Genomic DNA, 15,657 nt, shown 5'->3' on the forward strand with positions numbered 1-15,657 from the left:
GGCCGACACGGTGGTGACAACGTGCGAGTGGAGTGTGGTGACAACCGCTCGCGGAACGGCCCCGGGTCGGGCTCACCGGATGTGGCGAGCCCGACCCGGGGTCAGACCGTTCGGATCAGAGCTCGACCGAGGTGATGTCGATCTCGCCGACGTTGTTCAGCTCGAGCTTCTTGATCTTCTCCGAGTGGCCCGACTGCTGACCGTAGAAGTAGACCGGGATGCTCGGGACGTCCTGGTCGACCAGCTCGACGGCCTTGGCGAAGGCCTCGTGCGAAGCCTCCAGGCTCGGCGCAGCGCCGGCCTGCTTGGCCAGGGCGTCGACGTCCTTGTTGCTGTAGAGGCCGTCGTTCGAGGACCCACCGGTGACGAAGAGCGGGTTGACCCAGTTCTCGACGTCCGGGTAGTCCTGCTGCCAGGCGGCACGGTACGGGCCGCTCATCTTGTGCGCGTTGATGTTCTGGCGGAAGACCGCGAAGGTCGGCACGCCCTCGGCCCGAGCCTCGATGTTGAGGTTCGTCTTGATCTGCTGCGCAACGGCGTCCATCCAGTCCTTGTGGCTGGAGTCGGCGTTGTAGTAGAAGACCATCTCACCGGTGAAGCCACCGGCCTCGGCCAGCAGCTGCTTGGCCGTGGTGGGGTCGAACTTGCAGGCGGTGCAGTTGCCCGGCTTGGCGCCCGGGGTCAGCGGGTTCGCCCAGCTGTCGGCCGGCTTGCGGGTGCCGAAGAAGATCTTGTCCGAGATCTCCTGCCGGTTGACCGACAGCGAAACGGCACGACGCAGCTTCGGGTCCGCGAAGCGCTTGTCGTAGATCGGGAACGCGATGAACGCGGTCGACGGCGTGACCGTGTTCAGGCCCCGGTCGCCGAGGTCGGTCTTCCACTTGTCACCGGCGAGCGCCGAGGTGGGGACAACCTCCATGAAGTCGAGGTTGTTCGCCAGCAGGTCGGCGTAGGCGGCCGTCTCGTCCTGGTAGAGCTTGACGTCGACGTCCTTGATCTTCATCTTGTCGCGCAGGTTGTAGTCGTCGAAGCGCGTCAGCTTGATGAGGACGTTGTCCTCCCACGACACGAACTTCACCGGGCCGTTACCGATCGGCTTCTTGCCGAACTCTTCGGGCTTCATGGTGAAGAAGGCGTCCGGCAGCGGCATGAAGGTGCTGTAGCCGAGCTTGGTCGGGAAGACCGCGGTCGGCGCTGCCAGGGTGACCTCGAAGGTCTGCTCGTCGATGACCTTCAGGCCGGACATCTCCTTGGCCGCCGGCTCCGGGGCCTTCTTCGGGCCGTCCGGGCCGTCCGGGTCCTCGGTGTAGGTCTGGTCGAAGCCCTGGATGTCGGCGAAGAAGGTGCCGTTCTGCGCGCCGTTCGGCGAGTAGGCGGCCCAGTTCCAGGCGTCGACGAAGTTCTTCGCCTTCACCTCGGTACCGTCGTGGAACTTGGTACCCTTCTTGATCTTGATCGTGAAGACCTTGGAGTCCTTGGTGTCGATGGACTCCGCCAGCGCGTTACGCGGGGCCCCACCGTCGTTCGGGTACTCGACCAGGCCGGTCCACAGCCAGTCGATGACCTTGCCACCGCCGGTCTCCGTGGTGTTCGCCGGGACCAGCGGGTTCTCCGGCTGGACACCGTGCACAACGATCGCGCCGTCCTTGCTGTCGGCAGCATCGCCATCGCCACCACTCGAGCAACCGCTCGCGACAAGCGCGGCAGCCGCGCTGAGCGCGATCGCGCTCGTCGCCCGCTTCGAGACTCTCATTCCGAGGGGCCTCCTCTTTCTAACCAGGTTCCGTCGTGGGTTTCACGCACGTTTGGGGGGTGACACCGCCCGACCACCCAGGGGCGCGGGTCGCCGGGACCACAGGGAAGTTGGGGACACCCTGATGTTCCGATCCGCCGGGCTCCCCGCCAACGAGGCGCGACACGACGCAGGAGGCACAGCCACGAACCGCCGCGAGCGGCGAGGACATGGTCATGGGCCGTACGGAGTGCCACACACCGATGGTGAGGTGCTGCCACTGTGACACCCACCGGCCGCTTCCGTGAAGGTGCCGTTATCAAGCCGTTAGTTGCCCGCCACCCCGCCGATACTTGAAAAATGATCATAAAACGGTTGGCGCGGGCAGCGCTGAGCAGGAAATACGTTGCGCCACCCAAGAATCGGGCTACGGCCCTGCTGGCTTCCGCGGGTCCACCCGGGCGCGGTGGGACGTGCGTCACCACTCAGGTTTCCACCCGTCCGGACAGGTCGACTACGGCTGCACGGGCACGATCACCGGACCAGGTGGACGAGGGCGCCGAGATCAATCCTCTGATCCTCAGCCCTACCGACGCACGGTCACACGAGCCGGCGGTCCGCCGCCCAGCGGGAAAGCTCGTAACGGTTGGACATCTGAAGCTTGCGCAGCACGTTCGACACGTGCGTTTCCACCGTCTTGATGGAGATGAACAGCTCCTTGGCGATCTCCTTGTACGCGTACCCCCGGGCCAGCAGCCGCAGCACCTCACGCTCACGGTTGGTGAGCTGGTCCAGCTCGGGGTCGGCCACCGGGGCGTCCGGTCGCGCCGCGAAAGCATCCAGCACGAACCCGGCCAGCCGCGGGCTGAACACGGCGTCGCCATCGGCCACACGGCGGATCGCCGCGGCCAGTTCGTCCGGGGAGATGGTCTTGGTGACGTACCCCCGGGCGCCGGCACGGATCAGCCCGATCACGTCCTCCGCCGCGTCGGAGACGCTCAATGCCAGGAACTTGACCTGCGGGTGACTGCGCCGCATCGCCTCCAGCACCGCGCGTCCGCCGCCGTCGGGCATGTGCACGTCGAGCAGCACCACGTCCGGTCCGACGGCGGCGATCCGGGTCACCGCCTCGGCCACCGTGCTCGCCTCGCCCACCACCTCGACGTGGGCGCCCAACTCCGCGCGCACTCCGGCCCGGAACATGGCGTGATCGTCCACCAGGAACACCCGCAGCCGCTCAGGGCGGGCATCCGCCGGGTCGAGGTGCTCGGTCGACTGCTCGGCCATGGTCATCTGTTCCTTTCCGCTGCGGACGAGTCCCGGGAGATCGGCAGGATCAACCGGACCTCGGTCCCCTCCCCCGGACCGGACCGGATTTCGGCCCGTCCGCCGTGCCGCTTCATCCGCCCGATGATCGAGCCGCGTACGCCGTGCCGGTGGTCCTCCACGGTATCCGGATCGAAGCCCTTCCCCCGGTCCCGGACGAAGACGCTGACCTGATCGGGCTCCACCTCGGCGTAGAGCGACACGGTCTGCACGCCAGCGTGGCGGGCCGCGTTGACCAGCGCCTCTCGCGCGGCCGCGACCAGCGCGCCGACCTTCTCGTCGGTTTCCCGGTCCCCGACCACCACCGTCTCCACGGTGATCGCAAAGGTGTCCTCAACCTCGGCTGCGGCCTGCTCCAGCGCGGCGGCGAAACGCTCACTCGGCGACGCCGTCGGCTTGTAGAGCCAGTTACGCAGGGAACGCTCCTGCCCTCGGGCCAGCCGCTGCACCGTCTTGACGTCGCTGGCGTTGCGCTGGATCAGCGCCAACGTGTGCAGCACCTGGTCGTGCACCATGGCGGCCAACTCGGCCCGCTCCTGCTCGCGGATGCGCCCCTCGCGCTCGGAGCGGAGCTGGCTGTACGTCCGCCAGAGCACCGGCGCGGCGACCACGCCGACGCCCGCCAGCCCAACCAGTGCGAAGATCACGCCGTTGATGACCGCGTCGAAGTTCTGCGCCGGCGAGTAGACGGCCGCGACGCCGATGATGCCGACCGCGACCAGCACTCCCCCGCCGATGAACCGGAGCACGAAGGCACGCCGATCGCTCTCCTCGACGACCGCGCCGAGCCAGGGCACCGGCATCGCGTCGCCCCACTGCCGCCGCCGCTCAGGCGCGGACTGGTGCCAGATGACCCCGGCGCCGACCGCGATGATGGCCACCAGCCAGCCGGCGGTGCCCGCCGCGCCGACCGAGTCGAAGACCATCACCTGGATCAGCAGGACGCCGAGCCCGATCCCCACGAACGGCAGGAGTTGGGCCACGTCGCGTCGGGGCGGCACCGCCGTGTCACCGGGCCGCAGCGGCACCACCGCCCAGAAGGCCGCGTAGAGCAGCAGGCCGAGCCCGCTCAGCCCGAGCAGAACCATGAACGCGACGCGTACCCGCAGCACCGAGATGCCCAGATGGTCGGCGATACCGGCGGCGACGCCGGCGGCCATCCGGTGCTCGGGGGCCCGATAGAGGCGCGGGGGCGGACTCACAATGCTGATCGGAGGCTCCCTGGTCATGGTGGCCGGCTGGTCGAGGCCGGTGACCCGATCGTCACACGCTGAGGCGTCCACGGCCACGGGGACGCCCCCGACATTCCGGCCGCCGGATCTCAGGGTGGGGTCAGGGTCGGGTCCTGAGGTCGCTCGGGCTCCCATGGCAGCAGTATCGAAGCATGACCGAGGACGCTGCCCCGCCGCCCCGACCGGGGTCGGCACAGCCGGGCGGTTCATCACCGCCCCCGCCAGCCGCCACGCCCGCCGAATGGACCGAGCCCAGCACGTTCGGTCCGTACACCGGCTCCGGCCCCGCCGCCGGACCCGCACCAGCCGATCCGGCCGGCGGCTACGGGCCGCCCGCCCCGGGCTACGGCCCGGGCCCAGGGTTCGCGTCCGGCACCGGCTACGGGGCCGGAGGCACGCCACCCGGGCAGGGGGGTCCCGGTCCGTCCGCGACGCCACCGCCACTGGGCGGCACTGGTTTCACCTCGCGGTACGGGCTGGTCCGACCGCGCGAGGGTCGGTATCTGGCTGGCGTCTGCGCGGCGATCGGACGAGCCACCAACACCGATCCGGTGCTCTGGCGGGTGCTGCTCGCGGTGCTCGGGTTCTTCGGGGGCATCGGCATCCTGGTGTACGTCGCCGCCTGGCTGATCATCCCGAACGAGGGCGACACGGCGTCCCCGATCGAGTCCATGCTCGGCCGCGGGCGCTCCAGCATGTCGCCGGTGACGGTGATCATCCTGGGCATCCTGGTCGCGGCCAGCTTCGGCTACATCGTCACCGACGCCTTCCGTGCGGTGCTGCTCGGCGCGGCCATCCTGGTCGCCGGCGCGCTGCTGCTCAACCGGGACAGCCGCAACCCACAGCCCGGCACCCCTGGCGGTCCGGCACCGTCCGGGCCTTCCGGCGCCCCGCCCGGTCCGGTCCCACCGGTGGCCTGGCCTGCGCCGTCGTACGGTGCGGCGCCGCCGACCGGCCCGCTGACGACGGCACCGATGGTCGGCGGCGATCCGGCATACGCGGCGCCGACGGGAGGAACGCCCACCGTCACCGCCCCGGCGTACGACGTGCAGCCGACCAGCGGTCCGCAGCCGTCCGCCACGGCGCAGCCGGTGTCCGGGGCGGGCCCGTTGTCCGGGCAGCCGGCCCGCACGACGACTGTCCAGGCCGGCTGGCCGGCACCAGCCACGGGCTGGCCGAGCACCGGCACGCCCAGCGCCGGCTGGCCGTCGACGCCGGTGACCGGCGCACCCGCTGCCCCGTCCGGCTATCCGACCGCCGCGCCACCATCCGGATACCGCCCCCCGTTCGCGCCACACGGCCCGTACGCCTCGCCGGCGCCCGCCGCGTACCCCCCGCCCAAACCACCGAAGCCACCGAAGCGCCCCCGGGAGCGTTCGCCGCTCGGCGCGGTGACCTTCTCGCTGATCTTCCTGGTCATCGGGGTGGTCGCCCTGCTCGACCTGCTGGACGTGTTCGTCGTCAGCGCCTCGGCGTACTTCGCGGCCGCGTTGGCCACGATCGCGTTGGGGCTGCTGGTCGGCACCTGGTTCGGGCGGGCCCGCTGGCTCATCGCGCTTGGCCTGGTGACCGCGGCGGCGCTGGGCACGGCGACTGTCGCCGAGTCCTACGACCGGATCCGCGGGGTCGACGGTGCGGTGACCTGGGCGCCCACCGACCATCGCGACCTCGCCGACCGGTACGAGAACAGCTTCGGTGACGCCGTCCTCGACCTGCGTGGGATCGACTTCGCAAAGCGGGACAGCCAGGTGACCGTCGCCATCAACTTCGGCAAGGGGACCGTGGTCGTACCCCCGAACGTGGACGTCACCACGGTGGCCGACGTCAACGCGGGTGACGCCACCATCTTCGGCAAACGATCCGGCGGGCTGGACGGCCGCCTGCGGGAGACCACCGACCTCGGCGTGGACGGGCCCGGCGGCGGAACCCTGCGCCTCTACATCCATGTCAATGCCGGCAACCTGGAGGTGACCCGGTGAAGGCTCACCGCACTGATCTGGTGTCGTTCGCCTTCGGGCTCGTGTTCCTGGCGCTGTCCGCCTGGTGGCTGCTCGCCCAGCTACTCGGGCTCGCGTTGCCACCGGTCGGCTGGTTCCTGGCCAGCGCACTCATCCTGATCGGAGTCTTCGGGCTGGTCGGCGCGCTGCGTTCGGGTCGGCCGGGCCAGCCGGAGCCAGCCGCCGGGGCCGGTGCCACCGAGGCAGCCGCACCCGTCTCCGGCGCGTCTGTCTCCGGCGCGTCCGCGCCGGATTCCGGTGCCGCCGCGCCGACCTCTGGCGCGACCCTGCCGGTCTGGGAGGCTGAGCGGTTCACCCGGGACGCTCCCTTGCCGGGGCCGACACCCCAGACGCCGACCACCGAGGTGATCCATCCGGCCTGGCTGGCTCATCCTCCGTCGGCTCCCCAGACCGCTCCGGTCAGCGGCCAGCCCGACGACGGGAACGAGGAGCTGAGCACCGGGATCCTCTCCCGACCGGCACCGGTCGAGGGGGACGAGCCGACCCGGCCCGGCCACCCGGTCGAGGCCGTCGGCGACCAACCGGACGACGAGCGGGAGGGCCGACGCAGGGAGGCCTGACCTCGGGCGGCTGCCGACGTCGGCCTACTCCACCGCCACAGCGGTGCGGCTGGCTCGAACGGACGCATATGCTGGCCGGTGGAGATTTCGCCTCCGCCGGCCGGCCCGTCCCGCCATGGCGGTCCCGCCGCGATTCCCGTCTCTACCCCCGTCAGGAGCCCGCCCGACATGACCCAGTCCCCCGCCGTGCGTACCACCGGCCGGTCCGGTCCGGTCCGCATCGGCGAGCGAGCCGCCCGAACGCTCGTCACCGAGCTGGTCCGGATCAACGATCCCAAGGTCGCCCTGCTGGTCGGGGCGAGCCCGGAGTCCGCGGTGCTGGCCGCGGCGATCGAGGCACTGCTGCCCGGTGACCGTCTCACCGTGGTGCCCGCCGAGCCGTCTGGCGCTGCCGCGCTCCGCGAGCACGTCAACGCCCAGGGCAGCTGGGTCGCCGACCGGGTGGGCGTCGTCGACTCGCTGGCCGAGGCTGAGGCTGCCGGGGTCGTCATCGCCGGTGAGGTGTTCACCGGCACCGCCGAGGAGACCCGCAGCGGCATCGAGGGGCTGGTCAAGTACCTCTCCGACGGCGCGGTACTGAGCGTGGCGACCATCGCCACGCCCGGCCGGACCACCGGCGCCGCCGCCGAACTGGCTCGACAGGACGCCCTCTACGGTGTCGGCGCCGATCTGGTGCTGCGCAACTCGCCGCCGGTACGGGTCTACCGGCTGCGGTTCACCCCGGCCAGCCCGGCCGCGGCCGACCGGCTGGCCCCCGCGCACCGGCCGTCGAGTGTGCCGCTGACCCGCGGTATGCACATCGACTCCAACGGCGTGGCCGCCGCGGGCATCGCGCTGGGCCTCGCGGCGCTGGCCCGGGTGGCACGTCCGTCGTCCAAGCTCTGGCTGGTGCCGGCGCTGGCCGCCGGGCCGGTCGCCGCGTTCTTCCGCGATCCGGAGCGGGACGTGCCGGAAGACCCGACCGCCGTGGTCGCCAGCGCGGACGGGCGGGTCCTGTCGGTGCAGCGGCTGCACGACGAGCGTTTCGGCGACGGCGAGTGGCTGCGGGTCGCGGTCTTCCTGTCGGTGCTGGACGTGCACGTCAACCGTGCCCCGGTCGCCGGCAAGGTGGTGGACTACTTCGTCGCCGACGGCGGCTTCGTCAACGCGATGAAGCCGGACGCCGAGCACAACGTGGCGGCGTACACCGTGCTGGACACCGCTCGCGGCACGGTGGTGGTCGCGCAGCGCACCGGGCTGATCGCCCGCCGGATCGTGCAGCGCGCGCCGATCGGCGCGCTGCTGGCCAAGGGCGAGCGCTTCGGGCTGATCCGGTTCGGCTCACGGACCGACGTCTACCTCCCGGCCGAGGCCACGGACCCGCTGGTCGGGCCGGGCGACAAGGTGGTCGGCGGGTCCACGGTCATCGCCCGTTGGCGCTGACCCGCCGCCAACGAGAAACGGGGCGCCGCTGTTCGCGGCGCCCCGTTCGGTCTGCTCGGATCAGGCGGTACGACGCTGCCGCAGCCAGAGCACCGGCCCGCTGACCAGGTAGCCCACCACGATCAGGGCGAACGTGAGCCGGATGTCGACCAGCGCGCCGATCACCGGGGCCAGCCAGAGCCACGGCGGCAGCTTCACCAGGCGGGCGAGCTTGGCGTACGGGAAGCTCGAAACCATCGCGAAGGCGAGCAGCGCCACCCCGGCGACCAGCACGACGCCGGGCACCGGCAGGCCGATCGCCACGGTCACGGCGAGCACCGCCGCGGCCATGGTGGTGGGCACCCCGCAGAAGAAGCGGCCGTCCTTCGGCGAGACGTTGAAGCGGGCCAGTCGAATCGCGGCACACGCCGCGACCAGGGCGCACGCCACCGCCACCGCAGCCGTGGAGACGGAGCCGGCGAGCGAGGCGTAGACCACCACCGGCGCGGCGAGACCGAACGAGCACATGTCGGCCAGTGAGTCCATCTGCGCGCCGAACGGGCTGGCCACGCCGAGCCGGCGGGCCAGTGCGCCGTCCAGACCGTCGAAGCCGACGCAGGCGATGAGGCAGAGCGCGGCGATGCGCACCTCGCCCTGCATGGCCAGGAAGATGGCCAGCATGCCGAGCATCAGGCTGGCCAGCGTGCAGGCGTTGACCAGGCCGAACTTCATCCGGCGGGCCATGGTGCGCTCGCCGGGCAGCAGTGGGATCGACCGGGACGAGTCTTCGTCGGCGTGCGCCATCGGCGGCATCGCCGGGCTGACCGGCATGACCGCCTCGATCTCCGCTCGACCGACGCTCCGCGCCGGTCGGCTGAGCCGGTCCAGACCGTAGCGACGGCGCTGCCGGTCGGCGTACCGGTGCTCGGGCTGGGCCACGTCGGCTCCGTGCAGGTCACCGTCACGGCGACCGACCCGGACCAACAGCACCTGGCGGGCGAACGTGCTGCTGCGGCGCAACCGGCCCGCCCAGCGACGCCCTGCGGGGCGCGGACTGTCAGTAGTACGACGCCGGCGCCATGGGGCTCTCGGCACGTTTCCTCCATCACCGGATCGGCTTGCCGCCGTGGGGCGGGTGTCCGGCCATCTCGTGCCGGACCTTGCATGGCCCGGCAGCTTTGCGGAGTACACCATCGCATAGGAAACATGGCTTGGCGATAGCTGCCGGCGGTACTTATATCTGGCCTAAACCGCTCGAACCGCTCGCTTATTCCCATCCCGGGCTTCATCGCCCGTTTCCTTCATCATTCCGATCTTTGACTGTACCGGAGGGTCACCATCTCGGCTCACCGAGCCGTGTGCTACCGCCACTCCCTCCGATTGCCGAGGCAGCGATATCGCTCAACGGCAGGTCAACGGCCTGGGCCCGGGTGAACCAACCAGCCCGCGCCGTCGAGCCTCCGGCTGATTCGGTGACCACCGCATCAGTAGGTACGTCCACCAGCACCCGATAGATCACCCGTACGCCATGCCAGTCCAACGGCCGACCCTCCGGGCCAAGTGCGGCAGGATTGTGCAGATTGTCCATGCCGAGGAGTTCCACCACCCGACCCAACTGGCCACCCTCCTCGACCAACTCCCGGAGCAGCCCGGTAGTCGGCTGCTCACCGTGATCGGTGCCACCGCCGGGCAGGTGCCACTGGCCGGCCCCCGGATAGCCGTCCGCGATCTGCGTGAGCAGGATCCGCCCGGTCGGGTCGGTGACCAGCCCGTACGCCCCGAAGCGCAGCCGGCGGTCGGGGTGCGGCGGCGGAAACGGTTCGCGCGAACGGTGTGTTCCGGGCGGCAGCGGGGTGACCTGCAGGCCGAGCACCTCGGCGGTGAACGGTGCCAGCGGCAACTGCGCCACCTCGGCCAGGGTGAGCCAGCGCACCTGGTCGATCGGGCCGCCTCCAGCGTCACCCAGCGCACCGCTGCCCAACGCACCGCCGCCCAACGCACCATCGTCGTGCACGGTGAGCTCGAACAACAGCCGGTCGGTGTGCAGTGCGGCGTCGTGCTCCGCATAGGGGGTCACGTCGGCGACCACCGCGCGCAGCCGACTCACCGTCACCGTCAGCCCGGTCTGCTCGGCGACCTCGCGGACCACGGCGCGTTCCGGGTGTTCGGCGTGCGCGACAGCACCGCCTGGCAGCCCCCAGATCCCCGGAAACTCACCCTCGACCCCGTCCCGAACCACCAGCACCCGGCCCGAGTCCCACAAAATCCCATAAACCCCGACCCGCCGCAGAAGTTCCATCCCCACCCACTCCGCTCCCCGCCGCAACGCCCGTCGATCATGAAGTTATCGCCGCCCATCTCGGCGTGTCCTGACAATAACTTCATGATCAACGCGGAAGGGGGGCGGCGGAGGGGGCGGGGGCTGGGGGCTGGGGGCGGGGCTGGGGAGGGCGGCGGCGAGGCGGGAACGGCCGGAGGTCAGGTGAGTTGGGCGGCTTGGACTGCTTCGGCGGTTACCTCGGTGAGGTGGTCGGTGGGGAGGGCGCCCAGCTCCTCGCGCGCGAACCAGCGGGCCTCGCAGGTGGAGCCGCCCACGTCGGCGATGGTCAGCGGGTTGGGCTGGTCGACCACCACGCGGTAGAAGGCGCGCACCCCGTGCCAGTCGATCGGGTAGCCCTCGGGGCCGAGCGAGGCGGCGTCCCGGTGGCTGGCCACCCCGAGCAGCTCGACCAGGCGGCCGGTCTGCCCGGTCTCTTCGACAAGTTCCCGGATCAGCGCCGCACCGGGCTGCTCGCCGTAGTCGGTGCCGCCGCCAGGGAGGTGCCAGCAGCCGGCGCCGGGGTAGCCGTCGGAGACCCGGGTGAGCAGCACCCGACCGGCCGGGTCGGTGCACACCGCGTACGCGGCGAAGCGCTGCGCCCGGTGCAGCCCGTCCGGGCCGGGCACCGCGTAGAAGGAGGGGAACTCGGGCGCCTCGTCGGGCACCACGTCGGCCGAGGAGGCGGGCAGCCCGAGGGCACGTGCGGTGAACGAGCGCAGCGGCAGCTCGCGCGCCTCGTCGAGGGTGTACCAGCGGGCCAGGTCGGTGGGGCGCTCGCCGACCCGATCGGCCAGCGTGCCGCCGCGCACCGCCACCCGGTAGATCAACCGGTCGGTGTGGATGGTGATGCCGCGCTCCGGTAGCGCCCGCATGTCGGCGAGCACGTCGGCCAGGCCCGAGACGGCGACTGAGAGACCGGTCTCGGCGGCAGTTTCGCGGACCACCGTGTGGTTTGGGTCCTCGCCGTGGTCGACCGCCCCGCCGGGCAGCGACCACGTGCCGGGGGTGCCGGAGCGCTCCGATGCGCGGACCAGCAACACTCGACCTCTTGAATCAGCACAAACTGCGTATGCCGCGATCCTACGAAGCGGCTCCAGCAAGGTGGTCACGGGAGCAAATTCTCCCCGGGCCGGGTGACCGGAACCGAAAAGAGTCGGATTCCTGACTGTCTGACCCTGATCAGGGATTGGTCAGGGTAAGGATCCGGGCGGTCACCGAGGGCAGGCCGGGCACTGGCGCGGACTGTGGGGGTATGACATCCCACACCACTCCCCACGCCCCGTACAAGCAGCTCCGTCGACCCACCACCGACCGCATGGTCGCGGGGGTCGCCAGCGGCATTGGCCGCTACTTCGCCGTCGACCCAACCCTGGTCCGGGTGATCTTCGCGGTCAGCGGCCTGCTCACCGGCGGGCTCGCGCTGTTCGCGTACCCGATCATGTGGTTCCTGATGCCGGAGGAGCCCACCGGCGCGCCGGCCTGGCCGCACGGGGCGGGCGTCGCGCCGCAGACGGGCCCGCAGCCCACCGCCGGGCCCGCGCCAGGCGGGCTGGAGCCGGGGTACGCCCCGACGCAGCCCTACCCGCCGACGAGCCAGCCCTACCCGCCGACGACTCCGTTCAACACGCCGCCGAGCCCGCCGTCCGCCTCGTGAGCCGCGCTCACTCCCACTCGATGGTGCCCGGTGGCTTGCTCGTCACGTCCAGCACCACCCGGTTCACCTCAGCCACCTCGTTGGTGATCCGGGTGGAGATCCGGGCAACCACCTCGTAGGGCAGTCGCGACCAGTCCGCCGTCATCGCGTCCTCGCTGGAGACGGGGCGCAGCACCACGGGATGCCCGTAACTGCGCCCGTCTCCCTGCACACCGACGCTGCGCACGTCGGCCAGCAGCACCACCGGGAACTGCCACACGCCCCGGTCCAGGCCGGCGGCGGTCAGCTCCTCGCGGGCGATCAGGTCGGCCTCGCGGAGCAGGTCGAGGCGCTCCTGGTTGACCGCGCCGATGATCCGGATGGCCAGGCCGGGGCCCGGGAACGGGTGCCGCCAGACCATCGCCTCGGGCAGGCCCAGTTGCAGGCCGAGCGCGCGGACCTCGTCCTTGAACAGCGTGCGCAGCGGCTCGACCAGCGCGAACTTCAGGTCCTCCGGCAGGCCGCCGACGTTGTGGTGGCTCTTGATGTTGGCGGTGCCGGTGCCGCCGCCGGACTCGACCACGTCTGGGTAGAGGGTGCCCTGGACCAGGAATTCCACGTCACCGTGTGCGGCGATCTCGCGGGCCGCGGCCTCGAAGACCCGGATGAACTCCCGGCCAATGATCTTGCGCTTCTGCTCGGGGTCGGTCACCTCGGCCAGCGCGCCGAGGAACCGGTCGGCCGCGTCGACCACCTTCAGCTTGATGCCGGTGGCGGCCACGTAGTCCTTCTCCACCTGCTCGGCCTCGCCGGCACGCAGCAGGCCGTGGTCGACGAAGACGCAGGTGAGCTGGTCACCGACCGCCTTGTGCACCAGCGCGGCGGCGACCGCCGAGTCCACCCCGCCGGACAGACCGCAGATGACCTCCTTGTCGCCGATCTGGGCGCGGATCCGGGCAACCTGCTCGTCGATGATGTTCTCGGGCGTCCAGGTCGGCGCGATGCCGGCGATGTCGTAGAGGAAACGGGTCAGCATCTCCTGGCCGTGCGCGGTGTGCCCGACCTCCGGGTGGAACTGCACGCCGGCCCGGCGCCCGGTCAGGTCCTCGAATGCGGCGACCGGCGCGCCCGCCGACTCGGCGGTCACCGTGAAGCCTTCGGGCGCCTCGGTGACGCAGTCGCCGTGGCTCATCCACACCGGCAGGTCCGCGGGCAGGTCGCGGAGCAGCACACCGGGATCGAGGAGGCGGGGGCGCAGCGGCGTGCCACCGTACTCACGGCTGCCGGTCTTCGTGACCGTGCCGCCGAGCGCCTGGGCCATCGCCTGGAAGCCGTAGCAGATGCCGAAGACCGGCACGTCGGCGGTGAACAGGCCCGCGTCGATCTGCGGTGCGTCCGGCGCGTAGACGCTGGCCGGGCCACCGGAGAGGATGATCGCGGCCGGGTTCTTCGCCAGCATCTCGGCGATCGGCATCGAGTGCGGCACGATCTCGGAGTAGACCTTCGCCTCACGGACCCGGCGGGCGATGAGCTGGGCGTACTGGGCTCCGAAGTCCACCACAAGGACGGGGCGAGGCAGGCTCATGTGCACAAAGCCTACCGACAGTCACGGCCCCTGCCGGCACCGGCTCGCCCCCGGACCCAGCCGGGCTCAGCCGCGCAGCGCGCCCGGGGCGTTCGTCGACACCGCCGGGTGGTGCGGGGGTACGGGGGTCAGCCGACGGTACGGCGTATCCAGCGCCGGCCGGGGGTCCTCCTCCCCCTTGTTGGGCCAGAAGGACATCGCTCGTTCCGCCTGCGCGGTGATCGTCAACGAGGGGTTCACGCCGAGGTTGGCCGAGACTGCGGCACCGTCGACAACGTGCAGCCCGGGATGGCCGTACACCCGGTGCCAGGGGTCGATCACCCCGTCGGCCGGGGTCGCCCCGATCACCGCTCCGCCCAGGATGTGCGCGGTCATCGGGATGTCGAACGGCTCGGTGAGCGAGCCGCCGGCGGTGCCGCCGATCTCGTCGGCGAGCAGTCGGGCCGCGGTGTTGCCGGCCGGGATCCAGGTCGGGCTCGGCGTGCCGTGGCCCGGGCTGGTGACCAGCCTGCGGCCGAGCGCGCCGCGCCGCCAGCGGGTGGTCAGCGAGTTGTCCACCGACTGCATCACCAGGGCGATCACCGTCCGCTCCGACCAGCCGCGCACCGACAGCATCCGGGCGGCCAGCCCTGGCTGCCGCACGATGCTGCCGAGCCAGCGCCGCACCCGGTGTGGGCCGCCGTCGACCAGCAGCGACTGGAGCAGCCCCATGGCGTTGGAGCCGCGCCCGTAGCGGACCGGCTCGACGTGGGTCTGCGGGTCGGGGTGGAACGAGCTGGTGATCGCCACTCCCACGGAAAAGTCGAGCTGCTCGGCCCGCGCCCGCTGACGTGGCACCGAGGCGCCCAGGATCGCCTCCGAGTTGGTGCGGGTCAGCTCGCCGAGGCGGGGCGAGAGCCCGGGTAGCGCACCCTCGGCCCGCATGGCGTGCAGCAGCCGTTGGGTGCCGAGCGCCCCGGCAGCGAAGACCACCTGGTCGGCGCGGATCACCTGCCGCCCCTTGCGCAGCCAGGTGCCGGTGCGCTCGGTGTGCACCTCGTACCCGCCGTTGGCGGCCGGCCGGACGGCGCACACCGTGGTCAGCGGGTGCACCGTGACCCCGAGCCGCTCCGCGAGCCAGAGGTAGTTCTTGACCAGCGTGTTCTTCGCCCCGTGCCGGCAGCCGGTCATGCACGAGCCGCAGTGCAGGCAGCCGGTGCGCTCCGGGCCGGCGCCACCGAAGTACGGGTCGGCGACCCGCTGGCCGGGGCGGCCGATGTGCACGCCCACCGGGGTGGCGTGGAAGGTGTGCCCCACCCCCATCCGCTCGGCCACCGCCCGCATGGCGCGGTCCGCGCCGGTCTCCACGGGGTACGTGGTGACGCCGAGCATCCGCTTCGCCTGGTCGTAGTGGCGGGCCAACTCGTCACGCCAGTCGGTGATGTCCCGCCACTGCGGGTCGGTGTAGAAGGCCGGCAGCGGCTCGTAGAGGGTGTTCGCGTAGACCAGTGAACCGCCGCCCACCCCGGCGCCGGAGAGCACCAGCACCCCATTGCCGGAACGTCGGTCGGCCGGGCGGAGCAGGGTGAGTCGCTGAATGCCGTAGCAGCCCAGCTTCGGTGCCCAGAGGAATCGGCGGGCCCGCCAGGACGTCTGTGGGAACTCGTCGTCGGCGAAGCGCCGGCCAGCTTCCAGCACTGCGACCGAGTAACCCTTTTCGGCCAGCCGGAGCGCGGTGACGCTGCCGCCGAAGCCGGACCCGATGACGACCACGTCATACCGCATGGACGCATCATTACCCGCCAGTAGCGCTCGCGCCAGCGACAGTTTCGCGCGATCATGCACCGGCCGACCGACCCGGGCCCCCGGTC

General features: G+C 71.4%; 10 protein-coding genes and 2 pseudogenes. 4 read left to right on the top strand and 8 right to left on the bottom strand.

Annotated elements, in window-relative coordinates; genetic code table 11:
* Positions 1–115 precede the first annotated feature (115 nt).
* The 3 genes from OG811_RS06490 to OG811_RS06500 all read right to left on the bottom strand — a co-directional run bounded on the left by OG811_RS06490 (position 116) and on the right by OG811_RS06500 (position 4,287).
* Complete coding sequence (locus tag OG811_RS06490) at positions 116–1,753, bottom strand: ABC transporter substrate-binding protein (RefSeq protein ID WP_406072790.1); 1,638 nt, start codon at positions 1,751–1,753, stop codon at positions 116–118.
* A 579-nt stretch (positions 1,754–2,332) separates the two neighbouring features.
* Positions 2,333–3,019 carry a response regulator transcription factor gene (locus OG811_RS06495; RefSeq protein WP_357817405.1) on the bottom strand — a complete coding sequence of 229 codons (687 nt, stop codon included), beginning with the start codon at positions 3,017–3,019 and terminating at the stop codon, positions 2,333–2,335.
* Positions 3,020–3,021: 2 nt separating this feature from the next.
* Complete coding sequence (locus OG811_RS06500; RefSeq protein ID WP_406072791.1) at positions 3,022–4,287, bottom strand: PspC domain-containing protein; 1,266 nt, start codon at positions 4,285–4,287, stop codon at positions 3,022–3,024.
* Between the two features lie 155 nt (positions 4,288–4,442).
* On the opposite strand from OG811_RS06500, the gene OG811_RS06505 reads away from it, so the two are divergent.
* The 3 genes and pseudogenes from OG811_RS06505 (at position 4,443) to OG811_RS06515 (ending at position 8,290) form a co-directional block, all read left to right on the top strand.
* A complete protein-coding gene (locus tag OG811_RS06505; RefSeq protein WP_406072792.1) occupies positions 4,443–6,269 on the top strand; it encodes a PspC domain-containing protein in 1,827 nt (608 codons plus the stop codon).
* Positions 6,266–6,511 (top strand): annotated as a pseudogene (locus tag OG811_RS06510) (hypothetical protein); the annotation flags it as partial. The gene OG811_RS06505 and the pseudogene OG811_RS06510, both read left to right, overlap by 4 nt.
* A 525-nt stretch (positions 6,512–7,036) precedes the next feature.
* On the top strand, positions 7,037–8,290 hold the full coding sequence (locus OG811_RS06515) for a phosphatidylserine decarboxylase (RefSeq protein WP_406072793.1): 1,254 nt from the start codon (positions 7,037–7,039) through the stop codon (positions 8,288–8,290).
* 60 nt (positions 8,291–8,350) lie between these two features.
* Here the strand turns inward: OG811_RS06515 and OG811_RS06520 are convergent, their stop codons facing one another.
* The 3 genes from OG811_RS06520 to OG811_RS06530 all read right to left on the bottom strand — a co-directional run bounded on the left by OG811_RS06520 (position 8,351) and on the right by OG811_RS06530 (position 11,698).
* A complete protein-coding gene (locus OG811_RS06520; protein ID WP_406072794.1) occupies positions 8,351–9,289 on the bottom strand; it encodes a CDP-alcohol phosphatidyltransferase family protein in 939 nt (312 codons plus the stop codon).
* A 313-nt stretch (positions 9,290–9,602) separates the two neighbouring features.
* A complete protein-coding gene (locus tag OG811_RS06525) occupies positions 9,603–10,568 on the bottom strand; it encodes an NUDIX hydrolase (protein WP_406075571.1) in 966 nt (321 codons plus the stop codon).
* 179 nt (positions 10,569–10,747) lie between these two features.
* Positions 10,748–11,698, bottom strand: coding sequence for an NUDIX hydrolase (locus OG811_RS06530; RefSeq protein ID WP_272613512.1), 951 nt, complete (start codon positions 11,696–11,698; stop codon positions 10,748–10,750).
* Positions 11,699–11,841: 143 nt separating this feature from the next.
* On the opposite strand from OG811_RS06530, the pseudogene OG811_RS06535 reads away from it, so the two are divergent.
* Positions 11,842–12,138 (top strand): annotated as a pseudogene (locus tag OG811_RS06535) (PspC domain-containing protein); the annotation flags it as partial.
* 112 nt (positions 12,139–12,250) lie between these two features.
* Here the strand turns inward: OG811_RS06535 and guaA are convergent.
* The gene (guaA, locus tag OG811_RS06540; protein ID WP_406072795.1) at positions 12,251–13,807 is read right to left on the bottom strand and encodes a glutamine-hydrolyzing GMP synthase; all 1,557 of its coding nucleotides are present in this window, start codon (positions 13,805–13,807) and stop codon (positions 12,251–12,253) included.
* 66 nt (positions 13,808–13,873) lie between these two features.
* Positions 13,874–15,571: an FAD-dependent oxidoreductase gene (locus OG811_RS06545; protein ID WP_406072796.1), complete on the bottom strand. Its 1,698-nt coding sequence runs from the start codon at positions 15,569–15,571 to the stop codon at positions 13,874–13,876.
* Between the last annotated feature and the right edge of the window lie 86 nt (positions 15,572–15,657).

The sequence above is a fragment of the Micromonospora sp. NBC_01638 genome (assembly GCF_045209745.1).
Classification (GTDB): Bacteria; Actinomycetota; Actinomycetes; order Mycobacteriales; family Micromonosporaceae; genus Micromonospora.

Coding starts and splice junctions, on each gene's coding strand:
- OG811_RS06490 (WP_406072790.1), bottom strand. CDS start 1,753: ATGAGAGTCTCGAAGCGGGCGACGAGCGCGATCGCGCTCAGCGCGGCT.
- OG811_RS06495 (WP_357817405.1), bottom strand. CDS start 3,019: ATGGCCGAGCAGTCGACCGAGCACCTCGACCCGGCGGATGCCCGCCCT.
- OG811_RS06500 (WP_406072791.1), bottom strand. CDS start 4,287: ATGACCAGGGAGCCTCCGATCAGCATTGTGAGTCCGCCCCCGCGCCTC.
- OG811_RS06505 (WP_406072792.1), top strand. CDS start 4,443: ATGACCGAGGACGCTGCCCCGCCGCCCCGACCGGGGTCGGCACAGCCG.
- OG811_RS06515 (WP_406072793.1), top strand. CDS start 7,037: ATGACCCAGTCCCCCGCCGTGCGTACCACCGGCCGGTCCGGTCCGGTC.
- OG811_RS06525 (WP_406075571.1), bottom strand. CDS start 10,568: ATGGAACTTCTGCGGCGGGTCGGGGTTTATGGGATTTTGTGGGACTCG.
- guaA (WP_406072795.1), bottom strand. CDS start 13,807: ATGAGCCTGCCTCGCCCCGTCCTTGTGGTGGACTTCGGAGCCCAGTAC.
- OG811_RS06545 (WP_406072796.1), bottom strand. CDS start 15,571: ATGCGGTATGACGTGGTCGTCATCGGGTCCGGCTTCGGCGGCAGCGTC.